Raw genomic sequence first — 21,306 nt, 5'->3', positions numbered from 1 at the left:
TGACTTTTGGCACGCTGTTGAGTTCTCAAGGAACGGACACTTCCTTCGGACCGCCTTCCAGCGGGCCCTCCGGGCGCTTCGTTCTTTCGTGTTTCCAGCTTATCAGATCCTCGCGGCCGTTCTTACCGGCTTCGTTTCTCCGAATTCCCGCTGGCGGGATTTCCTTCGAACTTCGCTCCGAAGCTTATCAAAGCTTTCGATGTGCTCAGTCCGCGGGATTTTGCTTCGTCGAAGGATGTGCATTCATAAAATGCGCTCACCTCGATTTGGCGGTGTCGTAGACACTAACGCCCGGGACTGACCGTTGTCCAGTCTGTCCCAACCGTTCAAACCTACTAGCCCACCCTCACCACGTCAATGGTTTGGTCGGGATGCGAGAAGACTACCAGGTCAGAGGCATGTGGATCACCTCGCCTCAGGCCGCGACGGGTTGCAGATCCGCCCGATCGGCCGCGTCCAGATCACCGACTTCGCCGGCCTCGGCGGCCTTTCGGCCCCACACCAGCGCGTAGAGGAGGAATGCCGCCTCGGCCAGCACTCCGATCGAGATGCGTGCCCAGGTCGGCAGCCCGGAAGGGGTGACGAACGCTTCGAGCACACCGGAAACGGCCAGCACCGTGGCAAGGCCGATGGACATGCCGATGATGGAGCGGCCCTGTTCGGCCAGGGCCGTTCCACGGGTGCGCGGGCCGGGGTCGATGACCGTCCAGCCGAGGCGCAGACCGAGGCCGCCGGCCACGAACACCGCGGTCAGCTCCAGCAGGCCGTGCGGGATGAGCAGGCCGAGGAAGACGTCGAGTCGCCCGGCGGAGGCCATCAGCCCGACGCCGACACCGAGGTTGACCACGTTGGTCCACATCACCCAGAGCACCGGGAGACCCAGCGCGATCCCGAACAGCAGGCACTGCACGGCGATCCAGGCGTTGTTCGTCCAGACCTGCGCGGCGAACGAACTCGCCGGGCGGTCCGAGTAGTACGACTCGTACTGCCCGCCCGGGCGGGTCATCTCCCGCAGGTGATCCGGGGCGACGAGGCTGTTGCGGACCTCGGGGTGGGTGGCCATCCACCAGGCGAGCACCGCGGTGGCCAGCAGCGAGACGACCGCGACCGGCACCCACCAGCGGCGCGCGCGGTACAGCGCGGCCGGGAAGCTCACCGTGTAGTACCGGGCGACGTCGTGCCATCCGCTGCTGCGCGATCCGGTCACCGCGCTGCGGGCCCGCGAGACCAGGCCGGTCAGCCGGCTGAGCAGGGCAGGGTCCGGTGCGGCGGCCTGGACCTTGGCCAGGTGGCCGGTGGCGCGCTGGTACAGGGTGACCAGCTCGTCGGCCTCCTCTCCGCCGAGCCGGCGCCGTCGGGCGAGGGCGTCCAGCCGTGCCCACTCCCCCTGGTGGGTGGCGACGAAGACGTCCAGGTCCATTCGGCGGCTCCATGGTCGGCGGTGGGCGCGAGGGGCCCGGTCGCGGGCGGGGTGGACGGGCGGGTACGTACGGACACGCGCGGCCCAGCATGCCAGCAGCGGTGGGCCCCCCGACCGCCGGGATCTCACTTCCCGTGCGACCACCGGGCGCCGTATGTTTGCGGCTGCGGATCAGACTGCGGAGAGCAGGTCGTGGGGGCCGGTCCGGATGACGCCCCTCCCCTCGTCCGTGCCGCCCTCGGCGGCCTCCATGAGTGAGCTGTACGGCTCCACGAACGTGAACGGACAGGTGTCTTGAGCGACCTGGTGACGGGTGAGGCGGTCGTCCTCGACCTGCAGACGGCGAAGCTTCCCAGCCGGGCGCTGGCGATCACGCTGGACCTGCTCGTGGAGTTCGCCGCCCTGTTCCTGGTCTCGCTCACCCTGAGCGTCGCCCTGATCGGACTGGACGGTGCGGCGCTGGCGGCCACCCTGATCGGGCTGCTGGTGTTCTTCCTGGTGGCCGTGCCGGTGATGGTCGAGACCTTCACCCACGGGCGCTCGCTCGGCAAGGCCGCGCTCGGCCTGCGGGTGGTGCGCACCGACGGCGGACCGGTGCGGTTCCGGCACTCGCTGGTGCGCGGGCTGGTCGGCTTCATGGAGCTGGTCGCCATGACCGGCGTGCCGGCGGTGATCACCTCGGCCGTGAACGTGGACGGCAAGCGGCTGGGCGACATCTTCGCCGGGACGGTGGTCGTCCGCGAGCGCACCCCGGGCGGGGGGACGCCGCCGCTGCCGCCCGTGCACCCGCACCTGCTCCAGACGATGGGCCGGGAGCTGGTCGCGATGGACCTGTCCGCCGTGCCGGAGCCGCTCTGGCTGGCGATTCGCCAACTGCTTGGTCGCATAGGCCAGTTGGACCCCACGGTGGCGCTCCAGATGTCCACCCGGCTGGCCGGCGACCTGGCCGCCCGGACCGGTCATCCGGTGGCGCAGGGGCTGCACCCGGCGGCATACCTGGGCGCGGTGCTCACCGAGCGCCAGCGCCGGGAGTGGACGCGGGCCCAGGCCCAGTGGCAGCGGCAGCGGACCGCCGCCCCCGCACCCGCCGCGTGGCCGGCTCCCGCTCCCCAGCCGCCCACCGCGGACGGCGGGCCGCTGCGCGTCCTCGGCGTCCCGACGACGACCGCGGCAACGACCCCGCCGACGACCGCGGCCCCGGCCGCCCCCTCCTTCGAGAAGCCCGCCCCGCCCACCGCCGACCAGCCGTCCCCGACACCGGCCCCAGCCCCGACACCGGCCCCCGGCACCGGCTTCGCGCCGCCCGCCTAGGCTCACCGTGCCGTCGGGCCCGCCGCCCGACCCACTCAGCCCGGACCTACTCCCCGAACTGCGCCGGCCAGGCGTTCGGCGGCGACGCCAGCTCCTCCAGTTCGATCCCGTCGGCCGCCAGCACCACGTCCCCCGCGAGGTGCACGACCTGCTGCTCGCCGGTCTCCAGGTCCGCGACCTGGTACCGCTCGACCAGCAGCGGCCCGGAGTCGGTCTGGTGCGTGTCGACACCCTCCAGCAGCCACCCCTGGTCGAAGGTGCGCGGCGCCAGCACCGGTTCGGTGAAGGCGACCAGCCGCACCCGTGCACTCGCCCCCTCCCGCAGCCGCAGCAGCCGGGCGGTGGCGACCAGGAAGGCCGGCGAGCCGCCGGTGAACCCGTGCGCCCGGTCGTGCCCCTCCACGCTGTGCTCGCCGCCCGGGTCCGCCGCGTCCGTCCGGACCCAGGCGACGCCGTCCACCGCGCCGCCGCGCACCTGCCAGCCACCGGCCCGCAGCTCCATCCGCAGCGGGCGGGCCCGCGAGTCCAGGGTGAGGTCGACGCTGCCGATCACCCGCCCGTCCGGCGCGTAGGTCTTGGAGACGTACCGCCAGCCGGCCGCCCCGGGGGCGCAGCTGAAGCGCTCCTCCCCGAGCAGCACGCGGTCGTGACCCAGAGGAGTCATGGCTGTATGGAGCGAGTACCGGCCGTTGGGCATGCCCGAAAGCCTACGTGCGCACTTCGCATGCAACGTTCGGGGCGGGTGCCCGCATTAGGGGGGTGGACGGCGCGCACGAGCGCCGACGGTACGCGGGAGAAGGGGGGCGCAGATGGCGAAGCAGGCACGCGACGAGGAGTTCACGGAGTACGTGGCTTCCAGGAGCGGCTGGCTGCGCAAGGTCGCCTATCTGCTGTGCGGGGACTGGCACCGCGCGGACGACCTGGTCCAGGAGACCATCACCAAGCTGTACGTGAACTGGTCGCGGGCAGGCCGCATGGAGAACCTGGACGGCTACGCCCGCAGGGTGCTGGTCAACACCTTCCTGGCCGAGCAGCGCACCTCCTGGTGGCGACGGACCAGCCGGCCGGGCACCGACCTCGACACCGAGTCCGTACCCGTCGACCTCGACGCCTCGCTGGACCTGCGCCACGCCCTGGCGACGCTGCCGGCCCGCCAAGGGCGGCCGGCCTACTGGCTGGTCGACTCGGGTGGTACGGCCGCCCCGACGCTGCGCTGGCTGACCCCCGACGGCCGGTGGGCGGAGATCAGCGGAAACGGTGGCGGCCGCCTCGAAAACCTCTCCCGGGAGGTTCTGCTCAGGGTCGCGGCCGATGTCCGGTACGGCCACTGGGACGTCCCGCTGCCGGTGCGGTTCACCGGCCTGCCCGAGACGTTCAAGGCCACCGACGTCTCGCTCTGGCGGCCGGACACGGACGGCGTCGGCGCCTGGAGCCTGTGGCTGATGTTCCAGGTCGAGGGGAAGAACGTCTCGGTCACCCTGCGGCCGATCGGGCCGCGCCCGGTCCACACCAGCACGGACGGCTCGCCCTACACCGACCCGCACCCGCCCTTGGAGTCCGTCCAGAACGGGGTGGAGATCTCCATCGGCACCGGAGCCGGCGATCCGCCCTCCCTGGAGCAGCTCGGCGGCCTCCCCTGGATGCTCGCCCACACCGAGGCCCTCGGCCCGGACGCCACCGACTGGACCACCGACGTCATCGCGCCCTGAACCGCCGACGGCCGACCGAACGCGCCGGTGGCCGGCACCCCTGCGCAGGGGTGCCGGCCACCGGCGTACGGCTCACCGCATCAGTAGCGGTACTGCTCCGCCTTGTACGGGCCCTCGACCGGGACGCCGATGTAGTCGGCCTGCTCCTGGCTCAGGGTGGTCAGCTTCACGCCGAGCGCGTCGAGGTGCAGCCGGGCGACCTTCTCGTCCAGGTGCTTGGGCAGCACGTAGACGCCGATCGGGTACTGCTCGGTCTTCGTGAACAGCTCGATCTGGGCGATCGTCTGGTTCGCGAAGGAGTTGGACATCACGAACGACGGGTGGCCGGTCGCGTTGCCCAGGTTCAGCAGGCGGCCCTCGGAGAGGACGATGATGGTGCGTCCGTCGGCCTTGCGCCACTCGTGGACCTGCGGCTTGACCTCGGTCTTCACCACGCCGGGCAGCTGCGCCAGGCCGGCCATGTCGATCTCGTTGTCGAAGTGGCCGATGTTGCCGACGATGGCCTGGTGCTTCATCCGGGCCATGTGGGAGGCCATGATGATGTCCTTGTTGCCCGTGGTCGTGATGAAGATGTCGGCCGTCTCGACGACGTCCTCCAGGGTGGCGACCTGGTAGCCGTCCATCGCCGCCTGGAGCGCGCAGATCGGGTCGATCTCGGTGACGATGACGCGGGCGCCCTGGCCGCGCAGCGACTCGGCGCAGCCCTTGCCGACGTCGCCGTAGCCGCAGACGACGGCGACCTTGCCGCCGATCAGGACGTCGGTGGCGCGGTTGATGCCGTCGATGAGCGAGTGGCGGCAGCCGTACTTGTTGTCGAACTTCGACTTGGTGACCGAGTCGTTGACGTTGATCGCCGGGAACAGCAGCTGGCCGTCACGGTGCATCTCGTACAGGCGGTGGACACCGGTGGTGGTCTCCTCGGTCACGCCCTTGATGGTGGCGGCGACCTCGGTCCACTTGTTCGGGGAGTCCTTGAGGGTGCGGTTGAGCAGCTCCAGGATGATCCGGAACTCGTCGTTGTCCGCGGTGGACGGGTCCGGCGCGGCACCGGCCTTCTCGAACTCGACGCCCTTGTGGATCAGCAGGGTGGCGTCGCCGCCGTCGTCCAGGATCATGTTCGGGGTCTTGCCCTCGGGCCAGGTCAGGGCCTGCTCGGTGCACCACCAGTACTCGTCCAGGGTCTCGCCCTTCCAGGCGAAGACCGGCACGCCCTGCGGGTTCTCCGGGGTGCCCTCCGGGCCGACCGCGATGGCGGCGGCCGCGTGGTCCTGGGTGGAGAAGATGTTGCAGGAGCACCAGCGGACCTCGGCGCCCAGGGCGGTCAGGGTCTCGATGAGGACGGCGGTCTGCACGGTCATGTGCAGCGAGCCGGTGATGCGGGCGCCGGTCAGCGGCTTCGACTCGGCGTACTCGGCGCGGATCGACATCAGGCCGGGCATCTCGTGCTCGGCCAGCTGGATCTCCTTGCGGCCGAACGGCGCCAGGGAAAGGTCGGCGACCTTGAAGTCACCGGTGGTGTCGGTCGACATGCGTCTGCTCCTCGCTGATGGGGTGGGCGTGGCCAAGGTCCTGTGTGTGCGGTCGCAGCGGGGGCGGGGCCGTACGGGTGCACGGCTACGCCGGGGCGGCCGGATCCGTGGTGGTGGACCGGTTCCCTGCTGCGCAGCACAAACCGTCGGAGGACCTCTCTCCCTCGACCGGGGCACACCCCACAGGGGCGGACCGCCGATCAACCGCCATCAGCAGCGACGTTCTGGCTCTGGTGACGAATCTACACCGGCGGCCCCACCGGCCGTCCGCCGATGAGCGATTTCGGCCTCGGACCGGACGGGTCCTCAAGCGGATCCCAGCCAGCCCCGGCCGGCGGCGGCCGGCGGCGGTCAGTGCGAGGCGCCGGGCCCGGGCCCGCCGGGGGTGGCCGCCGGGTCCTCGCCCGCGGCGGCCTTCTCGGTGCTGTAGACGTCGGGCTCCAGGTAGATCGCCCGCGCGATCGGGACGGCGGCCCGGACCCGCTCCTCCGCCGCGTCGATCGCCCGCGCGACGCGGGCCGCGCTGTCCTCCGCGTTGACGGCGATCTTGGCGGCGACCAGCAGTTCCTCCGGCCCCAGGTGCAGGGTGCGCATGTGGATCACGCCGGTGACGGCCTCGCCGTCCACCAGCGCCTCGCGGATCCGGCGCACCGAATCCCGGTCGGCGGACTCGCCGAGCAGCAGCGACTTGGTCTCCAGGGCGAGCACCACCGCGATCAGCACCAGCAGGACGCCGATGCCCAGGGTGCCGACACCGTCCCAGACGCCGTCACCGGTGACCACGGTGAGCGAGACGCCGAGCAGCGCGAGCACCAGGCCGATCAGCGCGCCGGCGTCCTCCAGCAGCACCACCGGCAGCTCCGGGGCCTTGGCGGTGCGGATGAACTGCACCCAGCCCTGGCCGCCCTTGGCCTTCGCCGACTCGCGCATCGCGGTGAGGAAGGACCAGCCCTCCATCGCGACGGCGAAGATCAGCACGCCGACCGCCCAGCCCCAGGAGTCCAGCTTCTCCGGGTGGTTGACCTTGTGCCAGCCCTCGTAGATCGCGAACAGGCCGCCGACGCTGAAGAGGACGATCGCCACCAGGAAGCCGTAGACGTAGCGCTCGCGGCCGTACCCGAACGGGTGCTCCTCGTCCGCCGCCCGGCGCGCCCGCTTGCCGCCGATCAGCAGCAGCACCTGGTTGCCCGAGTCGGCGACCGAGTGCACGCCCTCGGCCAGCATCGACGAGGAGCCGGTGAAGCCGAAGGCGGTGAACTTGGCCGCCGCGATCGCCAGGTTCGCGGACAGTGCCGCGACCAGTGCCTTGGTGCCGCCTTCTGTACTCATGCTCCGGGTCCCTCCGCCGCAATGGCTGGTCGCGCTGCTCCGTCGAGCGCTTACCGTACCGGCCGTGCGACGCCGGCTCAGGACTGCGCGGCGGCGAGCCCGAGGTAGACGGCGGCGAAGTCGGTCAGCGCGACCAGGTCGGCGAGCGCGTGCAGCGGGTCCGGCCGGGTGGTCGCGTACTCGGTCAGCCGGACGTCGTGGGCGCCGGCCAGCCGGTGCGCGCGGGTGACGCCGAAGCTGCGCGGGCCCGCGTCGTCCTCCGGCACCTCGGCCGGCCCGTCCGCCTCGTCGGCCGCGCCGCCGGGCTGGGCCCCGGGCCGACCGCCGGGCGCCCCCGGGACGTGCCGCAGCAGCAGGACCTGGAGGTGCAGCGGATCCGGCTCGTCGACCCGGTCGCGGAAGAAGTCGTCCGGGTCCGCGCCCGCGCCCAACTGGCCGGTGAACATGCCGCGGTGGGCGGTGAGCACCTGCGGCAGCGGCCCGGCCAGCGCCGGGCGGCCGGCCCGTTCGGCGAGCTGGGCGGCGAAGCGGGTGACGACGGCCCCGGCGATCGGGCCCTCGGCCCACAGCAGCGGGACCGTCCCGGCCAGCCGGGCGGCCAGGCCCTTGGCCGGGTTAGTGTACGCGGCGGCGTCGGGGCGGCAGCGGACGGCGGTCGCGTCCAGCAGGTCGGCGACGGCCGGCAGCGCGTCGTACGGCAGCTGGGTGATGCCGATCTTCTGGGCGAGCGCGAGCAGCGGGGTGAGGTGGGACCACAGCGCGGCCGGGTCCTCGGCGGGGAGGTCCGGCTCGGCGGCCGGGCGGGCGGGCGCCTCGTCCTCGGGCAGCGCGGAGGCCACGTACGGCAGCGGCAGCGCGCGCACCTGCAACGCGGCCTCGGCCAGCGGGCTGCCCACCGGGGCGGTGACCGCGATCGCGCAGCCGCGCGCGTAGGCCTGCTCGGCGAGGCTGACCAGGCCCGGTTCGCCGCCGTCGGCGGAGCTGACCACCAGGAGGTCCAGCGGGCCGGCCCAGCCGGGCAGTTGCCAGCCGAGCCCGGCGGTGAAGGCGGGCGGCGCGCCGGCCCGGTCGGCGCGCGGGGCGGCCGCCTCGGTCGGCGGCAGCGTGGTGATCAGGCCGGCGCTGCCGGCCAGCGCGGTCAGGATCTCGCCCGCCGTCAGGGCGCTGCCGTGGCCCGCGACCAGGACGGCGCGCGGGCGGCCGTCCGGGCGCAGCCGGTCCAGGCCGGCCGCGTCGGCCAGCCGCAGCGCGGTGCGGACCCGCGCGCCGGCGCCGGCCAGGGCCAGCAGGGCGCGGTCGCGGTCGGCGCGCTGCAGGGCGGCCGGGTCGTCGAGCAGGGTGTCGTCGAGCATGCGGCGGGCCTCCGGCTGCTGTCCTGTGCGCGCTGGGCTGACGGGGTGGGGGCTTCGCCCCAAGGATCAGGCCGGGCGGCGGGCCTCGTCCACCAGCAGGACCGGAATGCCGTCCCGCACCGGGTACGCGAGGCCGCAGTCCGCGCCGGTGCAGAGCAGCTCGGGCTGCTCCTCGGTGCCGCCCTCGGTGAGCGCGGCCCGGCACTGCGGGCAGACCAGGATCTCCAGCAGGAAGGATTCGAGCTTCATGGGGCTCTCCAAAAGTCGGGGGGTGGCACGGCGGTGCCCCGGCCGATAGGCAACCCTACCGGCCGGGGCACAGCGGGCCTCGGTCAGGCGCGGACGATGGCGAGCACGCCGTCGCGCAGCTCGGCCATCTTCGCCGGGTCCTTGGCCTCGGCGTTCAGGCGCAGCAGCGGCTCGGTGTTGGAGGCGCGCAGGTTGAACCACCAGTCCGGGCCGGCCACGGTGAGGCCGTCCAGCTCGTCGACGGTGGTGCCCTCCAGGCCGGCGTAGGCGGCGCGGACGGCGGCGGTGCTGGCGGCCTGGTCGGCGACGGTGCTGTTGATCTCGCCGGAGGCGGCGTAGCGGTCGTACTCGGCGGTGAGCGCGGACAGCGTGCCGGGCTGCCCGCCGAGCGCGGCCAGCACGTGCAGCGCGGCCAGCATGCCGGTGTCGGCGCGCCAGAAGTCGCGGAAGTAGTAGTGCGCGGAGTGCTCGCCGCCGAAGACGGCGTCGGTGACGGCCATCTCCTGCTTGATGAAGGAGTGGCCGACCCGGGTGCGCACCGGGTTGGCGCCGAGCTCGCGGACCACCTCGGGGACGGTCCAGGAGGTGATCAGGTTGTGGATGACGGTCGGCTCGGCCTCGCCGGCGGCCTGGGCGCGGGCGATCTCGCGGGCGGCGACCAGGGCGGTGATGGCGGACGGGGAGACCGGCTCGCCGCGCTCGTCGACGACGAAGCAGCGGTCGGCGTCGCCGTCGAAGGCCAGACCGAGGTCGGCGCCGACCTCGCGGACCCTGGCCTGGAGGTCGACGATGTTCTTCGGGTCGAGCGGGTTGGCCTCGTGGTTGGGGAAGGTCCCGTCCAGCTCGAAGTACATCGGGACGAGTTCGATCGGCAGGCCGTCGAAGACGGTCGGCACGGTGTGGCCGCCCATGCCGTTGCCCGCGTCCACGACGACCTTGAGCGGGCGGATCGCGGTGAGGTCGACCAGGCCCAGCAGGTGGTCGGCGTAGCCGCGCAGGGTGTCCTGCTCGGACAGCGCGCCCGGCTTGACGTCCTTGGCCGGGACGGTGACGGTGTCGTCCTCGCCCGTCCAGGACTCGACCAGCTCGCGGATCTCGGCGAGGCCGGTGTCCTGGCCGACCGGGGCGGCGCCGGCCCGGCACAGCTTGATGCCGTTGTACTGGGCCGGGTTGTGGCTGGCGGTGAACATCGCGCCGGGCAGGTCGAGCTTGCCGCTGGCGTAGTAGAGCTGGTCGGTCGAGCAGAGGCCGATCTGGACGACGTCGGCGCCGTAGGCGGCGGCGCCCTCGGCGAACGCCCGGGTGAGCGACGGGGAGGAGGGGCGCATGTCGTGGCCGACGACGATCGCGGACGCGCCGGTGACCTGCACGAACGCGGCGCCGAAGGCCCGGGACAGGTGCTCGTCCCACTGGTCCGGGACGACGCCTCGGACGTCGTAGGCCTTCACGAGCTGCTTGAGGTCGCGCACTGCGGCTCCACCCTGGTCTCTGTACTGGTCGGTGTGCGTGTGATCGGCGGCTGGCCGCCCACGGTCACGATACGTCGGGGTCACCGCCCGTTCGGTCGACGGTCCGCGGTGACGGTAGACGGGCAGCGTACCCAAGTCGGACGAACGCCCGGTGCGGGCCCGGGCGGGGTACGGCGTCGGCTGCGCGGCGTCAGTTGTCCGGCGAGCGCAGGACGCGCAGGTGGCCGCGGCGGCCGCCCTCGGTGGACTCGCCCTCGGACCCGCGGCCCTGACGGGGGGTCTGCGGCCGGGCGGCCTCGCGGACGGCGTTGGCGAGGGCCTCCAGGTCGTCGCTGCTGCGGCGCAGCGGCCCGGCCTCGGCGGCCAGCCGGACGACCTCCCAGCCGCGCGGGGCGGTGAGGCGCTCGGCGTGCTCGGCGCACAGGTCGTAGCAGTGCGGCTCGGCGTAGGTGGCGAGCGGGCCCAGGACGGCGGTGGAGTCCGCGTAGACGTACGTCAGCGTCGCGACGGCCGGCCGGCCGCACGCGGTCCGCGAACAACGACGTACAGAGCTCACGAAGGTGGACGGTACCGCACTCCTCGCCGGGGAGCGAAGACCGCCTGTCCGGCGGGTGTGCCGTGTCGCGGTCCGCACGCCGGTCCGCGCCCCGCCGCCCCGGGCGTTTCCCCGTCGGAGTAGTCCACTTCCGACCGTCCAAGGACTACCCTCGGCAGTGATATGGACAGCTCTGCACCGCAGTCATCGACGGGACCCTCGCGCCGTCCCCGGCATCGCGACCGGCACGGCAGGGGGCTGCGCGGCCCGCTGGCGCCGCCCCAGGTGCCGATCTCGCTCACCCGTTCCGAACTGTTCGACGACTACGTGCGCGAATCGGTGGAGCGTCTTGAACGGCGCTGGCCGCAGTTGATCGAAGTGGAGTTCGCCGTCCAGGAGGTGCCGCTGCACGAGCCCGACGCGGCCGACGGCGAGGACGGCGTGCCGCTGGGGCGGGTGTTGCCGGGCAAGCAGGGGCGCAAGAGCCAGATCGTGGTGTACCGGCGGCCGGTGGAGATCCGGGCGAAGACCCGGGAGGACCGCGCGGCGCTGGTGCACGAGATCCTGATCGAGCAGGTGGCGGAGCTGCTGGGGCTGTCCCCGGACGCCATCGACCCGCGCTACGACGAGGACTGAGCACGCGGACGGGGCGGTACCCGGGCCTGCCGGGTACCGCCCCGTCCGACCGGTCAGCGCAGGACGACGCCCGGATCCTGGCCGGCCCGCGGGACCCTGACGGTGCTGTGGTCGTCGCGCAGCGACTGGATGGTGAACATCGGCACGTCCTTGGCGGGCAGCGAGAGCATCCGGGCGGCCATCACCGGGCCGCCGGAGACGGTCTCGACGGTGAGCGCGAAGCTGCCGTTCAGCCCGCCGGGCTCGGGCGCCGGGAGGGCGACCGTGCCGCCGGCCGGCAGCTGGACGTCCTTGCTCACCGGGGTGCCGCCGCCGCTGCCGGCCGAGGCGGTGACCCGGACGGTGGCGGCGTCGCCGGCGGAGGTCAGGAACAGCGTGGACGCGCCGGCCCGGTTGTCGGCCACCGTGGCGCGGGCGCCGACCGGGCCGGTGCCGGTGAGCCAGGCGGCGTCGCTCTTGCCGCCGCCCCCGGCCCGGTCGACCCGCAGGCCGGCCACGACCGGGGTCGGGTGCTTGTCGTCGGTGGGCGACAGCCGCAGCCCGGCGACCTCGTCGCGGGTGACCTTGCCGAGGTCGACGGCGGCCACCATGCCCGCCTTGATGTGGATGGACTCGTTGCCGGCCGGGGTGAACCAGCCGTTCTTGCCGGACAGCTGGATCTTCAGGTCGGCGTCGTCCTCCGGCGGCGCCCAGACCACCAGGTGGGCGGCGGAGGTGTCGGCGGGCAGGCCGGGCAGCACCTGGGTGGCCGCCGGCTCGGCCGAGGCCGGGATCCAGTCGGCGCCCTTGCCGCCGTCGGCGGCGTGCAGCGCGGCGCCGACCCGCCCGCTGCGGGCGACCACGTGCACGGCGAGGTCGTTGACCGCGCCCTTGCTGATCGTCGGCAGCAGCACGGACTGGGAGCTGCCGGGGGCGACGGTGATGCCGTTGGCGGCGTCGTTCTCGATCAGGCCCTTGTCGCCGTACAGCTTGATGTCGACCACGGCGGCGGAGGACTCGGTGTTCACCAGGCTGACGTAGTCGACCCGGTCGCCGGCCGTGCTGGCCCCGGCGAACCAGAAGCTGGTCCCCGCGGGGGTGCAGGTGAGGCCGGACAGGCCGAGGCCGCGCTGCTCGGTGACCACGGTGGTCTGGGTGACGGTGAAGCCGGGGGCGAGGGCGCCGGTGGCGACGGCCCCGGTGCCGGGCGCGGTGTCGCCGTTGGCGGCCGGGCCGGTGGCCGGGGTGCCGGGCTTGGCCAGGGTCAGCCGGGCGTCGGCGGGCGCGGCGCCCTTGTCCGGGGCGGCCGGGGCGGCCGGGGCGGCCGAGCCGGACGGCGCGGCGGGGGCGCCGGCCGCCGGGGCGGAGGGCGCGGTGGTCGGCGGGGTCGCGGGCGCGGCGGCGTCGGAGAGCCAGCCGGCCCCGCCGGTGGCGCCGCCCGTCCCGGGCGGGGTGTAGGCGGTGAGCGTGGTCGAGCCGGTCAGGCCCTGGAGCGGCTGCGGGCAGACCGCCGCCGTCCGCTCGACCTGCGCGGTGGTCGGGGCGACGCCACCGTCCGCCTTGGCGGGGGAGGCCGGCGGGCGCGTCTCGGCGATCCCGAACACCGCCGCGAGCACGACGGCCGCGGCCAGCAGGGACTGCGTGGTCCTGGTGCCCCCGGACCGCCCGGCCGGCCGGGCGGAGGCCGCGGGCTCCGGCGCCTGGGCCGGAGCGTGCCCGGACTTCCCGGCCTCGGCGGCCTCGGCGGCCTCCGTCGGCTCGACGGCCTCGGGCGCGGACTTCTTCCTGAATGCGGGCTTCTTCATCGCGGGTCAGCTCCCCGATCCGTGCTGGTGCGGGTACCGGCCCGTGCCGTTGGGGTCGTTCGGGTCGTTGGGGTCGTAGTAGGGCCCGGCCTGCGGCTGCCCCGGCACCCACGGCTGCTGGTGCTCCGTCTGCTGGTAGGGCTGCTGCTCGTAGCCGTACTGCTGCTCCTGCGGGTACGGCTGCTGCTCGTAGCCCTGCTGCGGGTACGCCTGCGGCTGGTAGCCCTCGTAGCCCTGGCCGTCGTACCCCTGGCCGCCGTACGGCGCGGCCACCGGCTGCTGGGCCGCGTACTGGTCGTAGCTGTACGGGTCGGCCTGCTGGTACGTCTGGTACGGGTCGGTGTACGGCTCGGCCTCCTGGACGGCGGCGGCCGCCTGGACCGCTTCGGCCACCGGCTCGCCGGCGGGCTGCGCCGGGATCGCGCCCGGCGGGCCCTCGTACACCCCGCCGTCCTCGCCGCCCTCGCCGCGCTCGGCCATCCGGCGGGCCCGGCGGCTGCCGGGGGCGGGCGCCTGCGCCTGGGCCGCGGCGGCCAGCGCGGCGGCGGCCACCACCTCCTCGGGCAGGTCGTCGTCCTTGTGGCTGCGGCGTCCGGGCAGGGCCAGCACGAGGATGGTCAGGCCGAGCAGCACCTGGGCCCAGATCCAGCCGGTGTGCGCGAAGCCGTCCTCCCGGGTGACGGACAGCTTGCCGCCGCCGGCCGGGAGCTTGAAGCCCTGCGCCCAGCCGTCGACCGTGACGGACTCCAGCGCGGTGCCGCCCACGGTGGCCTTCCACTCGGGGGCGGCGGACTCGGCGAGCCGCAGCACCCGGCCTTCCGGGCCGGCCGGGACGGTGGCGGTGAGGTCGCGGGCCCCGGCCGGGACGACCACCGGGGCGGCGCCCGGGGCGGTGATCACCGCGCGGACGGCGGGGGCGCCGGTGACCTGCCAGAGCGCGGAGTCGCCGTCCTGGTTGGCCTTGACCAGGCCGGGGGTGGTGTCCAGGACGTCCTTGTAGGTGGCGATCACCGACTTCTGGACCAGCACGTAGGCGATGCCGTAGCCGGAGAGCGCACCGGCCTGGTCGGCGCCGGAACCGGCCAGCAGGCTGCCGACCATCTTGTTCAGGCCGTCCTGGGTGCCGGTCGCCGGGTCGACGGTGGACTCGGCCTGGCCGAGCGTCAGACCCGCGCCGCGGACCACGGTGTAGCGGACCGCGCCGCCGCCCGGGTCGCCGGTGACGACCAGGGTGCGGGACCGGTCGGTGGTGCCGGCCTCCTCCGCGATGAACGCGGGCACCTGGCCGGCCTGGGCCCGGTGCAGCGGCTTGCCGGCGCCGGTGAGCGCCCACCACAGGCCGGTGCCCAGCGGGGCCAGCACCGCGGCGGCCACCACCAGCGCGGCCACCGGCTGGCGCCAGCCGAAGGCGATCCCGGCCACGCGGGCGTTGGCGCCGTCGGCGCCGATCGCGGCGGCCGCCAGCAGGGCGATCCCGGCGATCAGCGAGGCCGGGCCGGCCCAGGCGGGCACCGCCGGGCCGCCGGAGGCCGGGGTGACGGAGGTGCCCGCCACCGCGACCGCGAAGACCAGGCCCGCACCGGCCGCACCCCAGGCGGCCAGCACCGCGCGGCGGCGGTCGGCGCGCAGCAGTGCGGCGAGCGCGGCGAGCACCACGCCGGCCGACAGCCAGACCGGCGGCACCCCGGCGCCGCCGGGGTTGACCAGCAGCAGGCCGGCCGCGCTCGCACCGGTGCCGTGCAGGCCGGGCAGGCCGGCCTCCAGCAGCAGCCACTGCGGGTGCGTCAGCACCGTCAGCGACCACGGCGCCAGCACCAGGACGGGCAGCGCGAGGATCACCAGGACGCGCAGGCCGAGCAGGCGCAGCGCGGCGCCGCCCGAGCCGAAGGCGCCGCCGCGGACCACCGCGACGACCAGCGTCGCCAGGCACAGCGGCAGGGCGAGCGCCCAGGTCAACGGCACGAAGGAGGTGGCCAGGGTGAGCAGCAGGACGGTCATCCAGACCGGCCGCCACCCCGGGCGGGCACCCTTGGCGGCGCTCTCGTCGCGGATGCCGAGACCGGCCGCGATCGCGGCGGCGCGGGCCAGCGGCGGCAGCAGCACGGCGAGGACGGCGGTGCCGATCCGGCCCTGGGCGAGCGCGCCGGTCGCGGCGGGCAGCAGCGCGTAGGCGGCGCTGGCCCAGGCCCGGACCAGCTTGGAGTCCAGCAGCGGCCGGGACACCAGGTAGGCGCTGACCGCCGACAGCGGCACGGTGAGCACGATCAGCAGGGTGAGCGCGAGGTCGGCGTGGTCGAACAGCACCCAGGACAGCACCGCGAGCACGCCGAGGTACGGCGGCGCGGCGGCGGTGGAGCCGGTGCCGATCGGATGCCAGGCGTCCGCGTACATCGACCAGAGGCCGCCGGCGCCGTCGGTGGCCGGCAGCAGGGCGCCGCCGAACAGCTCGCCGCTGCCGAACAGGCCGCGGCAGGCGATCAGGGCGAACACCAGCAGGGCCGCGAACAGCACCGGCGCCGGACGCCGGGCCAGCTTCTTGATCAGCGTGAACTGCTCGACGACCAGGTCCTCGTCGTCCTCGCCGCCCGGCCCGGCCTCGACCGAGCCGTGCCGGCCGGTGTCGTCCCCTCCCCCTATGCCGAGGGAGCCGATCACGCCCTCGACGGCGAGCCGGGCGGTGGCGCCGGGCGGCGGGAAGAGCGTGCGGTCGTCCAGGGCGTCGGCGGCCCGGGTGCGGGCGCGCTGCTTGCGCGCGGCCAGCAGCCGGGGGAAGCGGACGAGTTCGTGGCCGAGGCCGGTGAGCTCGTCGAAGGCCTGGCGCGGGTCCTTGCCGAGCAGGTTGGTGACGGCCCGCAGCAGGGTGCCGAGCACCAGCCGCAGCAGGACGTAGGGGAAGAGCGCGCCCTTGCAGTTGGCGAGCAGGGTGTAGACGGCGCCGGCCTTGTCCACCCGGTGCGGGTGGGCGGGGCCGCAGTCGATGGCGCGGCGCTCGCGGCTGGCCGCCTCGGCGTGCCGCAGCACGGCGTCGGGGGCGATCACCACGCGGTGGCCGGCGGCGTTGACCCGCCAGCAGAAGTCGGCGTCGTCGCGCATCAGCGGCAGCGCCTTGTCGAAGCCGCCGAGTTCCTCGAAGACGTCGCGGCGCACCAGCATGCCGGCGCTGGAGACGGCGAGCACCGGGCGGACCTGGTCGTGCTGGCCCTGGTCCTGCTCGCGGCGGTCGAGGCCGGTCCAGCGGCGGCCGGAGCGGGCGATGGTGACGCCGACCTCCAGCAACTGGCGGCGGTCGTACCAGCTGCGCAGCTTGGGGCCGACCACGGCGGCGCTGGGGGTGGAGTCGGCGACCTGGAGCAGCCGGCGCAGCGCGTCGGTCTGCGGCTCGCAGTCGTCGTGCAGCAGCCAGAGCCATTCGACGGGCTGTGTCTCGCGCGGGCCGCCGCGGCCGAGGTCGTCCTCCTGGGCGAGCGGGTCGCCGAAGTCGTCCCAGCCGCCGGTGACCGGGTCGTAGCCGGAGGGGTCGAGCCGGTACGGCAGGTCCTCCGGGCGCAGCGGCGGGCTGCTGAAGACGGCCTCGGCGACGGCGGTGCCGAAGCCGGCCCGGCGGCCGAGGAGCAGCGGGCCGCTCTCGGGCAGCCAGTCCGCGAGGGTGTCCGCCAGCAGTTGCGGAGAGTTGTCGGTGGAACCGGTGTCGACCGCGAGCACCCGCTGGACCTGGCGGTCCTGGCCGAGCAGGCCGGCGAGGGCCTGCGGCAGCCAGCGGGCCCCGTCGTGCGAGACGATCACCGCGGTGACCAGGTGGCGCGGGTAGGCGGGCGGCCTGGCAGCGGTGAAGCCGCTCTGGTGGCTGTAGACGGTCATCGAGTGCGCGGGCCTCAGTTCTCGGTGGACACAGCCGGTGAACGGCAACCGGATGGCGCACCACACTAACGGCTCCGGATGGCGGCTTCGTCCGCGGTGCCGGTGCGGGACCGGTGAAGAGCCGGCAGGGAACACGAAAGCGCCCCACCGCCGCGGTGAGGCGCCCGTACTGCCGTGTGGTTGTCGAAGGGTCAGCGGGGGTCGGCGGCCGCCCCGGTCAGACCGCGCTCTTCTTGAGCCGGCGGCGCTCGCGCTCGGAGAGGCCGCCCCAGATGCCGAACCGCTCGTCATTGGCGAGGGCGTACTCCAGGCATTCCGAACGGACCTCGCAGGCGAGGCAGACCTTCTTGGCCTCGCGCGTGGAGCCGCCCTTCTCGGGGAAGAAGGACTCGGGGTCGGTCTGGGCGCACAACGCGCGCTCCTGCCAACCGAGTTCCTCTTCCTCCTCCGTGATGCCGTCACCGATCAACAGCTCAAAGAGCTCGCTCATGTGGCGCGCCTCCTCTGCCCCTACTTGGCGTCCCCGTGGTTGCCGTTGCCTCGTGCGGCCGACGACACGAGTGAAATTACAGTTGCGTCACTCTGGCTCAGTCAAGCCGAGCTCTGGTATTGGGGCGAGGATTCACTCCCCGGCACCAAGCCGTTACGAATAGTGTACATATTCGGACACATTGGACCTTCGATCCGAAAGCCCCGAACGGCGTCGAACCAGCCACAACCATTCGGCGAGTGACGCTCGGTCACCATCACAGGCCGGTCATCGCCCTGCCTTCCCGGCGATCTTCCCATCGAAACATAGAGCGTGATTTATCACCCCATCCGGGCAACTTCTTGGCGTAACCCCCTCGAATGCCGCATCCCTGTGTTTGACACCGGCCCCACGGATGCGGTCTCCTTTCCCCTATGTCAGAGTTCGCCAGCCCCCGGAGCGGTTCCACGCTCCGCCGTGCCGCGAGCTCTTGTTGTCGCCTCTGTTCCTGCTGTATCTAGGCGCCCGCGTCCCACCGCGCGCCGCCCCCAGGAAGCACAGAGGCCGCCCGCGATTCCCGTCCCAGGACATCCCGGATCCGGCTGATCCCCGACGAACAGCCGCCACTCCGAGGACGACTCCCGTGCGTATGACCCGTATCCGCAAGCGGAACCGCGACCGCAACAAACTCGCCCGCCGAAGCCCCGCGCCCACCGCTCCCGCCGCGCCCGCCCGGGGCTGGACCGACGGCCTCAGCGACGTCTCCATCGCCGGTGACCCGCTCGCCTTCCCGCACCTGGCCCGCACCGACCTGCCCCGCCACCCCACCACCGTGGCCGGCCACGCCCGGCTGATCCGCGAGATCGCCGCCGACCGCGCCCGCTGGGAACCCCTGGTCCGCTACGACGCGCTCACCCGCTGGTACGCCCGGCTGGAGACCGGACCCGGCTACGAGGTCTGGCTGCTCAGCTGGCTGCCCGGCCAGAGCAGCGGCTTCCACGACCACGGCGAGTCCTCCGGCGTGATGACCGTCGTCCAGGGCGAGCTGATCGAACGCTCGCTCACCCGCGCCGGCGAGGGAGCCCGCACCCTGCGCCCCGGCGGGCAGCGGGTCTTCTCCTCCGGCTACCTCCACGAGGTGGTCAACGGCACGCTCGAACCCGCCGTCTCCATCCACCTCTACACCCCGGGCCTCACCGAGATGAACCAGTACGGCGGCACCGCCGTCCCCGAGCAGCACCCGCAGGCCCAGGCCGAGGCGCACTGAGCACCCGCCCACGTCAGCCCGGCCGTCGCACCCGCCGGCGGCCGGGCCGGCGACCGGGCTGACGACCGGGCTGACGGGCAGTCGGACCGTGGCAGGATGAACCCATGCGCATCGTGGCACTGGCAGGCGGAATCGGCGGAGCGCGCTTCCTGCGCGGACTCCTCGCGGCGGTCGGACCGCAGGACGAGATCACCGTCATCGGCAACACCGGCGACGACATCCACCTCTACGGCCTCAAGGTCTGTCCCGACCTCGACACCGTGATGTACACCCTCGGCGGCGGCATCCACGAGGAGCAGGGCTGGGGCCGCACCGACGAGACCTGGTCGATCAAGGCCGAGATGAAGGAGTACGGCGTCGGCCCCGAGTGGTTCGGGCTCGGCGACCGCGACTTCGCCACCCACCTCGTCCGCAGCCAGATGCTCACCGCCGGCTACAGCCTCAGCCAGGTCACCGAGGCGCTGTGCGTGCGCTGGAAGCCCGGCGTACGGCTGCTGCCGATGAGCGACGACCGGGTCGAGACCCACGTGCGGATCACCGACGAGCAGGGCACCCGGGCGATCCACTTCCAGGAGTACTGGGTCAGGCTGCACGCCGCCGTCGACGCCGAGGCGATCATCCCGGTCGGCGCCGACACCGCGAAGCCCGCGCCCGGCGTCCTGGAGGCCCTCGCCGCCGCCGACGTCATCCTCTTCCCGCCGTCCAACCCGGTCGTCTCCATCGGCACCATCCTCGCCGTCCCCGGCATCCGGGAGGCCGTCGCCGCCGCCCCCGCCCCCGTCGTCGGGCTCTCCCCGATCATCGGCGGCGCCCCGGTGCGCGGCATGGCCGACAAGGTGCTCGCCGCCGTCGGCGTCGAGGCCACCGCGGAGGCGGTCGCGCTGAACTACGGCGCCGCACTCATCGACGGCTGGCTCGTCGACACCGCCGACCAGGCCTCGGTCGCCGCCGTCGAAGCCGCCGGGATCGCCTGCCGGGCCGTCCCGCTGCTGATGACCGACGTCGAGGCCACCGCCGAGATGGCCCGGGCCGCCCTCGCCCTCGCCGAGCAGGTGCGCAAGTGAGCGGGCGCGGGCGCAACGGGGCGGGCGCATGAGCCTGCGGATCCTGCCGGTCGAGGGGCTGCCGGAGATCGACGCCGGGACCGACCTCGCCGCGCTGCTCGCCAAGGCCGGCGAGTACCAGGACGGCGACATCCTGATCGTCACCTCGAAGATCGTCAGCAAGGCCGAGGGCCGGCTGCTGCACGCCGCCGACCGCGAGGCCGCGATCGAGGCCGAGACCGTCCGGGTGGTCGCCCGGCGCGGCCCCGCCCGGATCGTCGAGAACCGCAACGGCTTCGTCATGGCCGCCGCCGGCGTCGACGCCTCCAACACCGCCCCCGGCACCGTCCTGCTGCTGCCCGAGGACCCGGACGCCTCCGCCCGCGCCCTGCGCGGGCGGCTCCAGCAGCTCACCGGCCGCCGGCTCGCCGTCGTCGTCACCGACACCTTCGGCCGGCCCTGGCGCAACGGGCTCACCGACGTCGCCATCGGCGCCGCCGGGCTGTCCGTGCTGGAGGACCACCGCGGGCGCACCGACAGCCACGGCAACGAGCTGGCGCTCACCGTCACCGCCACCGCCGACGAACTCGCCGCCGCAGCCGACCTGGTGAAGGGCAAGACCAGCGGCGTGCCGGTCGCCGTCGTCCGCGGGCTCGGCCACCTCGTCACCGCCGAGGACGGCGACGGCACCCGGCCGCTGGTCCGCCCCGCCGCCGACGACATGTTCCGGCTCGGCACCTCCGAGGCGCTGCGCCGGGCCGTCACCCTGCGGCGCACCGTCCGCTCCTTCACCGACGCCCCGGTCGACCCCGGCGCCGTGCGCCGCGCCGTCGCCGCCGCCGTCACCGCGCCCGCCCCGCACCACACCACGCCGTGGCGGTTCGTCCTGCTGGAGACGGCGCGGGCCCGCACCCGGCTGCTCGACGCGATGCTCGCCGCCTGGCAGCGCGACCTGCGCGAACTCGACGGCTGGGACGACGCCCGGATCGCCCGCCGCACCGCCCGCGGCGACGTCCTGCGCGACGCGCCCTACCTGGTGGTGCCCTGCCTCGTCATGGACGGCTCGCACCACTACCCCGACCAGCGGCGCGCCGCCGCCGAACGGGAGATGTTCACCGTCGCCGCCGGCGCCGCCGTGCAGAACCTCCTGGTCGCCCTCACCGGCGAGGGCTACGGCTCCGCCTGGGTGTCGTCCACCATGTTCTGCCGCGACACCGTCCGCGCGGCCCTCGACCTCCCGGGCGGCTGGGACCCGATGGGCGCCATCGCCGTCGGCCGCCCCGCCGAACCCCCGCGCGAACGCCCGGAACGCGACGCCGACGCCTTCATCGAGGTGCGGTAGCGGT

At 74.0% G+C, this 21,306-nt stretch carries 17 protein-coding genes; 6 read left to right on the top strand and 11 right to left on the bottom strand.

Translation table 11 applies throughout. The features are described 5' to 3' along the window. Positions 1 to 415: 415 nt before the first annotated feature. Complete coding sequence (locus tag ACIO9K_RS36875) at positions 416 to 1,420, bottom strand: stage II sporulation protein M (RefSeq protein WP_363625776.1); 1,005 nt, start codon at positions 1,418 to 1,420, stop codon at positions 416 to 418. A gap of 294 nt (positions 1,421 to 1,714) precedes the next feature. On the opposite strand from ACIO9K_RS36875, the gene ACIO9K_RS36870 reads away from it, so the two are divergent. Beyond that, positions 1,715 to 2,731, top strand: coding sequence for an RDD family protein (locus tag ACIO9K_RS36870; RefSeq protein ID WP_363625778.1), 1,017 nt, complete (start codon positions 1,715 to 1,717; stop codon positions 2,729 to 2,731). 46 nt (positions 2,732 to 2,777) lie between these two features. On the opposite strand, the gene ACIO9K_RS36865 is transcribed toward ACIO9K_RS36870, so the two are convergent. Further along, the gene (locus ACIO9K_RS36865; protein ID WP_350886472.1) at positions 2,778 to 3,428 is read right to left on the bottom strand and encodes a hypothetical protein; all 651 of its coding nucleotides are present in this window, start codon (positions 3,426 to 3,428) and stop codon (positions 2,778 to 2,780) included. 112 nt (positions 3,429 to 3,540) lie between these two features. On the opposite strand from ACIO9K_RS36865, the gene ACIO9K_RS36860 reads away from it, so the two are divergent. Continuing rightward, the gene (locus ACIO9K_RS36860; RefSeq protein ID WP_400336252.1) at positions 3,541 to 4,440 is read left to right on the top strand and encodes a sigma factor; all 900 of its coding nucleotides are present in this window, start codon (positions 3,541 to 3,543) and stop codon (positions 4,438 to 4,440) included. Between the two features lie 80 nt (positions 4,441 to 4,520). Here ACIO9K_RS36860 and ahcY read toward each other — a convergent pair whose 3' ends face one another. The 6 genes from ahcY to ACIO9K_RS36830 form a co-directional block, all read right to left on the bottom strand. Continuing rightward, complete coding sequence (ahcY, locus tag ACIO9K_RS36855; RefSeq protein ID WP_363587584.1) at positions 4,521 to 5,969, bottom strand: adenosylhomocysteinase; 1,449 nt, start codon at positions 5,967 to 5,969, stop codon at positions 4,521 to 4,523. A gap of 351 nt (positions 5,970 to 6,320) precedes the next feature. Continuing rightward, positions 6,321 to 7,298, bottom strand: a complete 978-nt coding sequence (locus ACIO9K_RS36850) for a cation diffusion facilitator family transporter (protein ID WP_400336250.1) — start codon at positions 7,296 to 7,298, stop codon at positions 6,321 to 6,323. Between the two features lie 77 nt (positions 7,299 to 7,375). Then, complete coding sequence (locus ACIO9K_RS36845) at positions 7,376 to 8,650, bottom strand: SIS domain-containing protein (RefSeq protein ID WP_400336248.1); 1,275 nt, start codon at positions 8,648 to 8,650, stop codon at positions 7,376 to 7,378. 66 nt (positions 8,651 to 8,716) lie between these two features. Continuing rightward, positions 8,717 to 8,899, bottom strand: a complete 183-nt coding sequence (locus tag ACIO9K_RS36840) for a Trm112 family protein (protein ID WP_063349138.1) — start codon at positions 8,897 to 8,899, stop codon at positions 8,717 to 8,719. An 83-nt stretch (positions 8,900 to 8,982) separates the two neighbouring features. Continuing rightward, positions 8,983 to 10,368, bottom strand: coding sequence for a phosphomannomutase/phosphoglucomutase (locus ACIO9K_RS36835; RefSeq protein WP_363587590.1), 1,386 nt, complete (start codon positions 10,366 to 10,368; stop codon positions 8,983 to 8,985). Positions 10,369 to 10,558: 190 nt separating this feature from the next. Beyond that, a complete protein-coding gene (locus ACIO9K_RS36830; RefSeq protein ID WP_363625785.1) occupies positions 10,559 to 11,002 on the bottom strand; it encodes a DUF3499 domain-containing protein in 444 nt (147 codons plus the stop codon). Positions 11,003 to 11,086: 84 nt separating this feature from the next. Here ACIO9K_RS36830 and ACIO9K_RS36825 point away from each other — a divergent pair, with 84 nt between their 5' ends. Beyond that, on the top strand, positions 11,087 to 11,539 hold the full coding sequence (locus tag ACIO9K_RS36825; protein WP_079135840.1) for a metallopeptidase family protein: 453 nt from the start codon (positions 11,087 to 11,089) through the stop codon (positions 11,537 to 11,539). Positions 11,540 to 11,592: 53 nt separating this feature from the next. On the opposite strand, the gene ACIO9K_RS36820 is transcribed toward ACIO9K_RS36825, so the two are convergent. The 3 genes from ACIO9K_RS36820 to ACIO9K_RS36810 form a co-directional block, all read right to left on the bottom strand. Further along, positions 11,593 to 13,323 (bottom strand): DUF5719 family protein, encoded by a 1,731-nt coding sequence (locus ACIO9K_RS36820; protein ID WP_400336245.1) that lies wholly within the window; start codon positions 13,321 to 13,323, stop codon positions 11,593 to 11,595. A 6-nt stretch (positions 13,324 to 13,329) separates the two neighbouring features. Then, on the bottom strand, positions 13,330 to 17,181 hold the full coding sequence (locus ACIO9K_RS36815) for a glycosyltransferase family 2 protein (protein WP_400336243.1): 3,852 nt from the start codon (positions 17,179 to 17,181) through the stop codon (positions 13,330 to 13,332). A 217-nt stretch (positions 17,182 to 17,398) separates the two neighbouring features. Then, on the bottom strand, positions 17,399 to 17,671 hold the full coding sequence (locus ACIO9K_RS36810; RefSeq protein ID WP_045702141.1) for a WhiB family transcriptional regulator: 273 nt from the start codon (positions 17,669 to 17,671) through the stop codon (positions 17,399 to 17,401). Between the two features lie 628 nt (positions 17,672 to 18,299). On the opposite strand from ACIO9K_RS36810, the gene ACIO9K_RS36805 reads away from it, so the two are divergent. The 3 genes from ACIO9K_RS36805 to ACIO9K_RS36795 all read left to right on the top strand — a co-directional run bounded on the left by ACIO9K_RS36805 (position 18,300) and on the right by ACIO9K_RS36795 (position 21,302). Continuing rightward, positions 18,300 to 18,917: a cysteine dioxygenase gene (locus tag ACIO9K_RS36805; RefSeq protein WP_400336256.1), complete on the top strand. Its 618-nt coding sequence runs from the start codon at positions 18,300 to 18,302 to the stop codon at positions 18,915 to 18,917. A gap of 104 nt (positions 18,918 to 19,021) precedes the next feature. Continuing rightward, entirely contained in the window at positions 19,022 to 19,981 is a 960-nt protein-coding gene (gene cofD, locus ACIO9K_RS36800) for a 2-phospho-L-lactate transferase (RefSeq protein WP_363587598.1), read from the top strand. Positions 19,982 to 20,009: 28 nt separating this feature from the next. Then, on the top strand, positions 20,010 to 21,302 hold the full coding sequence (locus tag ACIO9K_RS36795; protein ID WP_400336240.1) for a coenzyme F420-0:L-glutamate ligase: 1,293 nt from the start codon (positions 20,010 to 20,012) through the stop codon (positions 21,300 to 21,302). The last annotated feature ends 4 nt before the right edge of the window (positions 21,303 to 21,306 follow it).

This window comes from Kitasatospora sp. NPDC087271 (assembly GCF_044744605.1).
In the GTDB taxonomy this organism is placed as follows: domain Bacteria; phylum Actinomycetota; class Actinomycetes; order Streptomycetales; family Streptomycetaceae; genus Kitasatospora.
The sequence above is the reverse complement of the archived record's forward strand: the minus strand, read 5'-3'. Positions and strand labels throughout refer to the sequence as shown.

Bases quoted from the DNA above. Each gene is read 5' to 3' on its own strand.
- cofD (WP_363587598.1), top strand. From the start codon at position 19,022: ATGCGCATCGTGGCACTGGCAGGCGGAATCGGCGGAGCGCGCTTCCTG.
- ACIO9K_RS36795 (WP_400336240.1), top strand. From the start codon at position 20,010: ATGAGCCTGCGGATCCTGCCGGTCGAGGGGCTGCCGGAGATCGACGCC.
- ACIO9K_RS36845 (WP_400336248.1), bottom strand. From the start codon at position 8,650: ATGCTCGACGACACCCTGCTCGACGACCCGGCCGCCCTGCAGCGCGCC.
- ACIO9K_RS36815 (WP_400336243.1), bottom strand. From the start codon at position 17,181: ATGACCGTCTACAGCCACCAGAGCGGCTTCACCGCTGCCAGGCCGCCC.
- ACIO9K_RS36805 (WP_400336256.1), top strand. From the start codon at position 18,300: ATGACCCGTATCCGCAAGCGGAACCGCGACCGCAACAAACTCGCCCGC.
- ACIO9K_RS36825 (WP_079135840.1), top strand. From the start codon at position 11,087: ATGGACAGCTCTGCACCGCAGTCATCGACGGGACCCTCGCGCCGTCCC.
- ACIO9K_RS36860 (WP_400336252.1), top strand. From the start codon at position 3,541: ATGGCGAAGCAGGCACGCGACGAGGAGTTCACGGAGTACGTGGCTTCC.
- ACIO9K_RS36865 (WP_350886472.1), bottom strand. From the start codon at position 3,428: ATGCCCAACGGCCGGTACTCGCTCCATACAGCCATGACTCCTCTGGGT.
- ACIO9K_RS36840 (WP_063349138.1), bottom strand. From the start codon at position 8,899: ATGAAGCTCGAATCCTTCCTGCTGGAGATCCTGGTCTGCCCGCAGTGC.
- ACIO9K_RS36820 (WP_400336245.1), bottom strand. From the start codon at position 13,323: ATGAAGAAGCCCGCATTCAGGAAGAAGTCCGCGCCCGAGGCCGTCGAG.
- ahcY (WP_363587584.1), bottom strand. From the start codon at position 5,969: ATGTCGACCGACACCACCGGTGACTTCAAGGTCGCCGACCTTTCCCTG.
- ACIO9K_RS36875 (WP_363625776.1), bottom strand. From the start codon at position 1,420: ATGGACCTGGACGTCTTCGTCGCCACCCACCAGGGGGAGTGGGCACGG.
- ACIO9K_RS36810 (WP_045702141.1), bottom strand. From the start codon at position 17,671: ATGAGCGAGCTCTTTGAGCTGTTGATCGGTGACGGCATCACGGAGGAG.
- ACIO9K_RS36850 (WP_400336250.1), bottom strand. From the start codon at position 7,298: ATGAGTACAGAAGGCGGCACCAAGGCACTGGTCGCGGCACTGTCCGCG.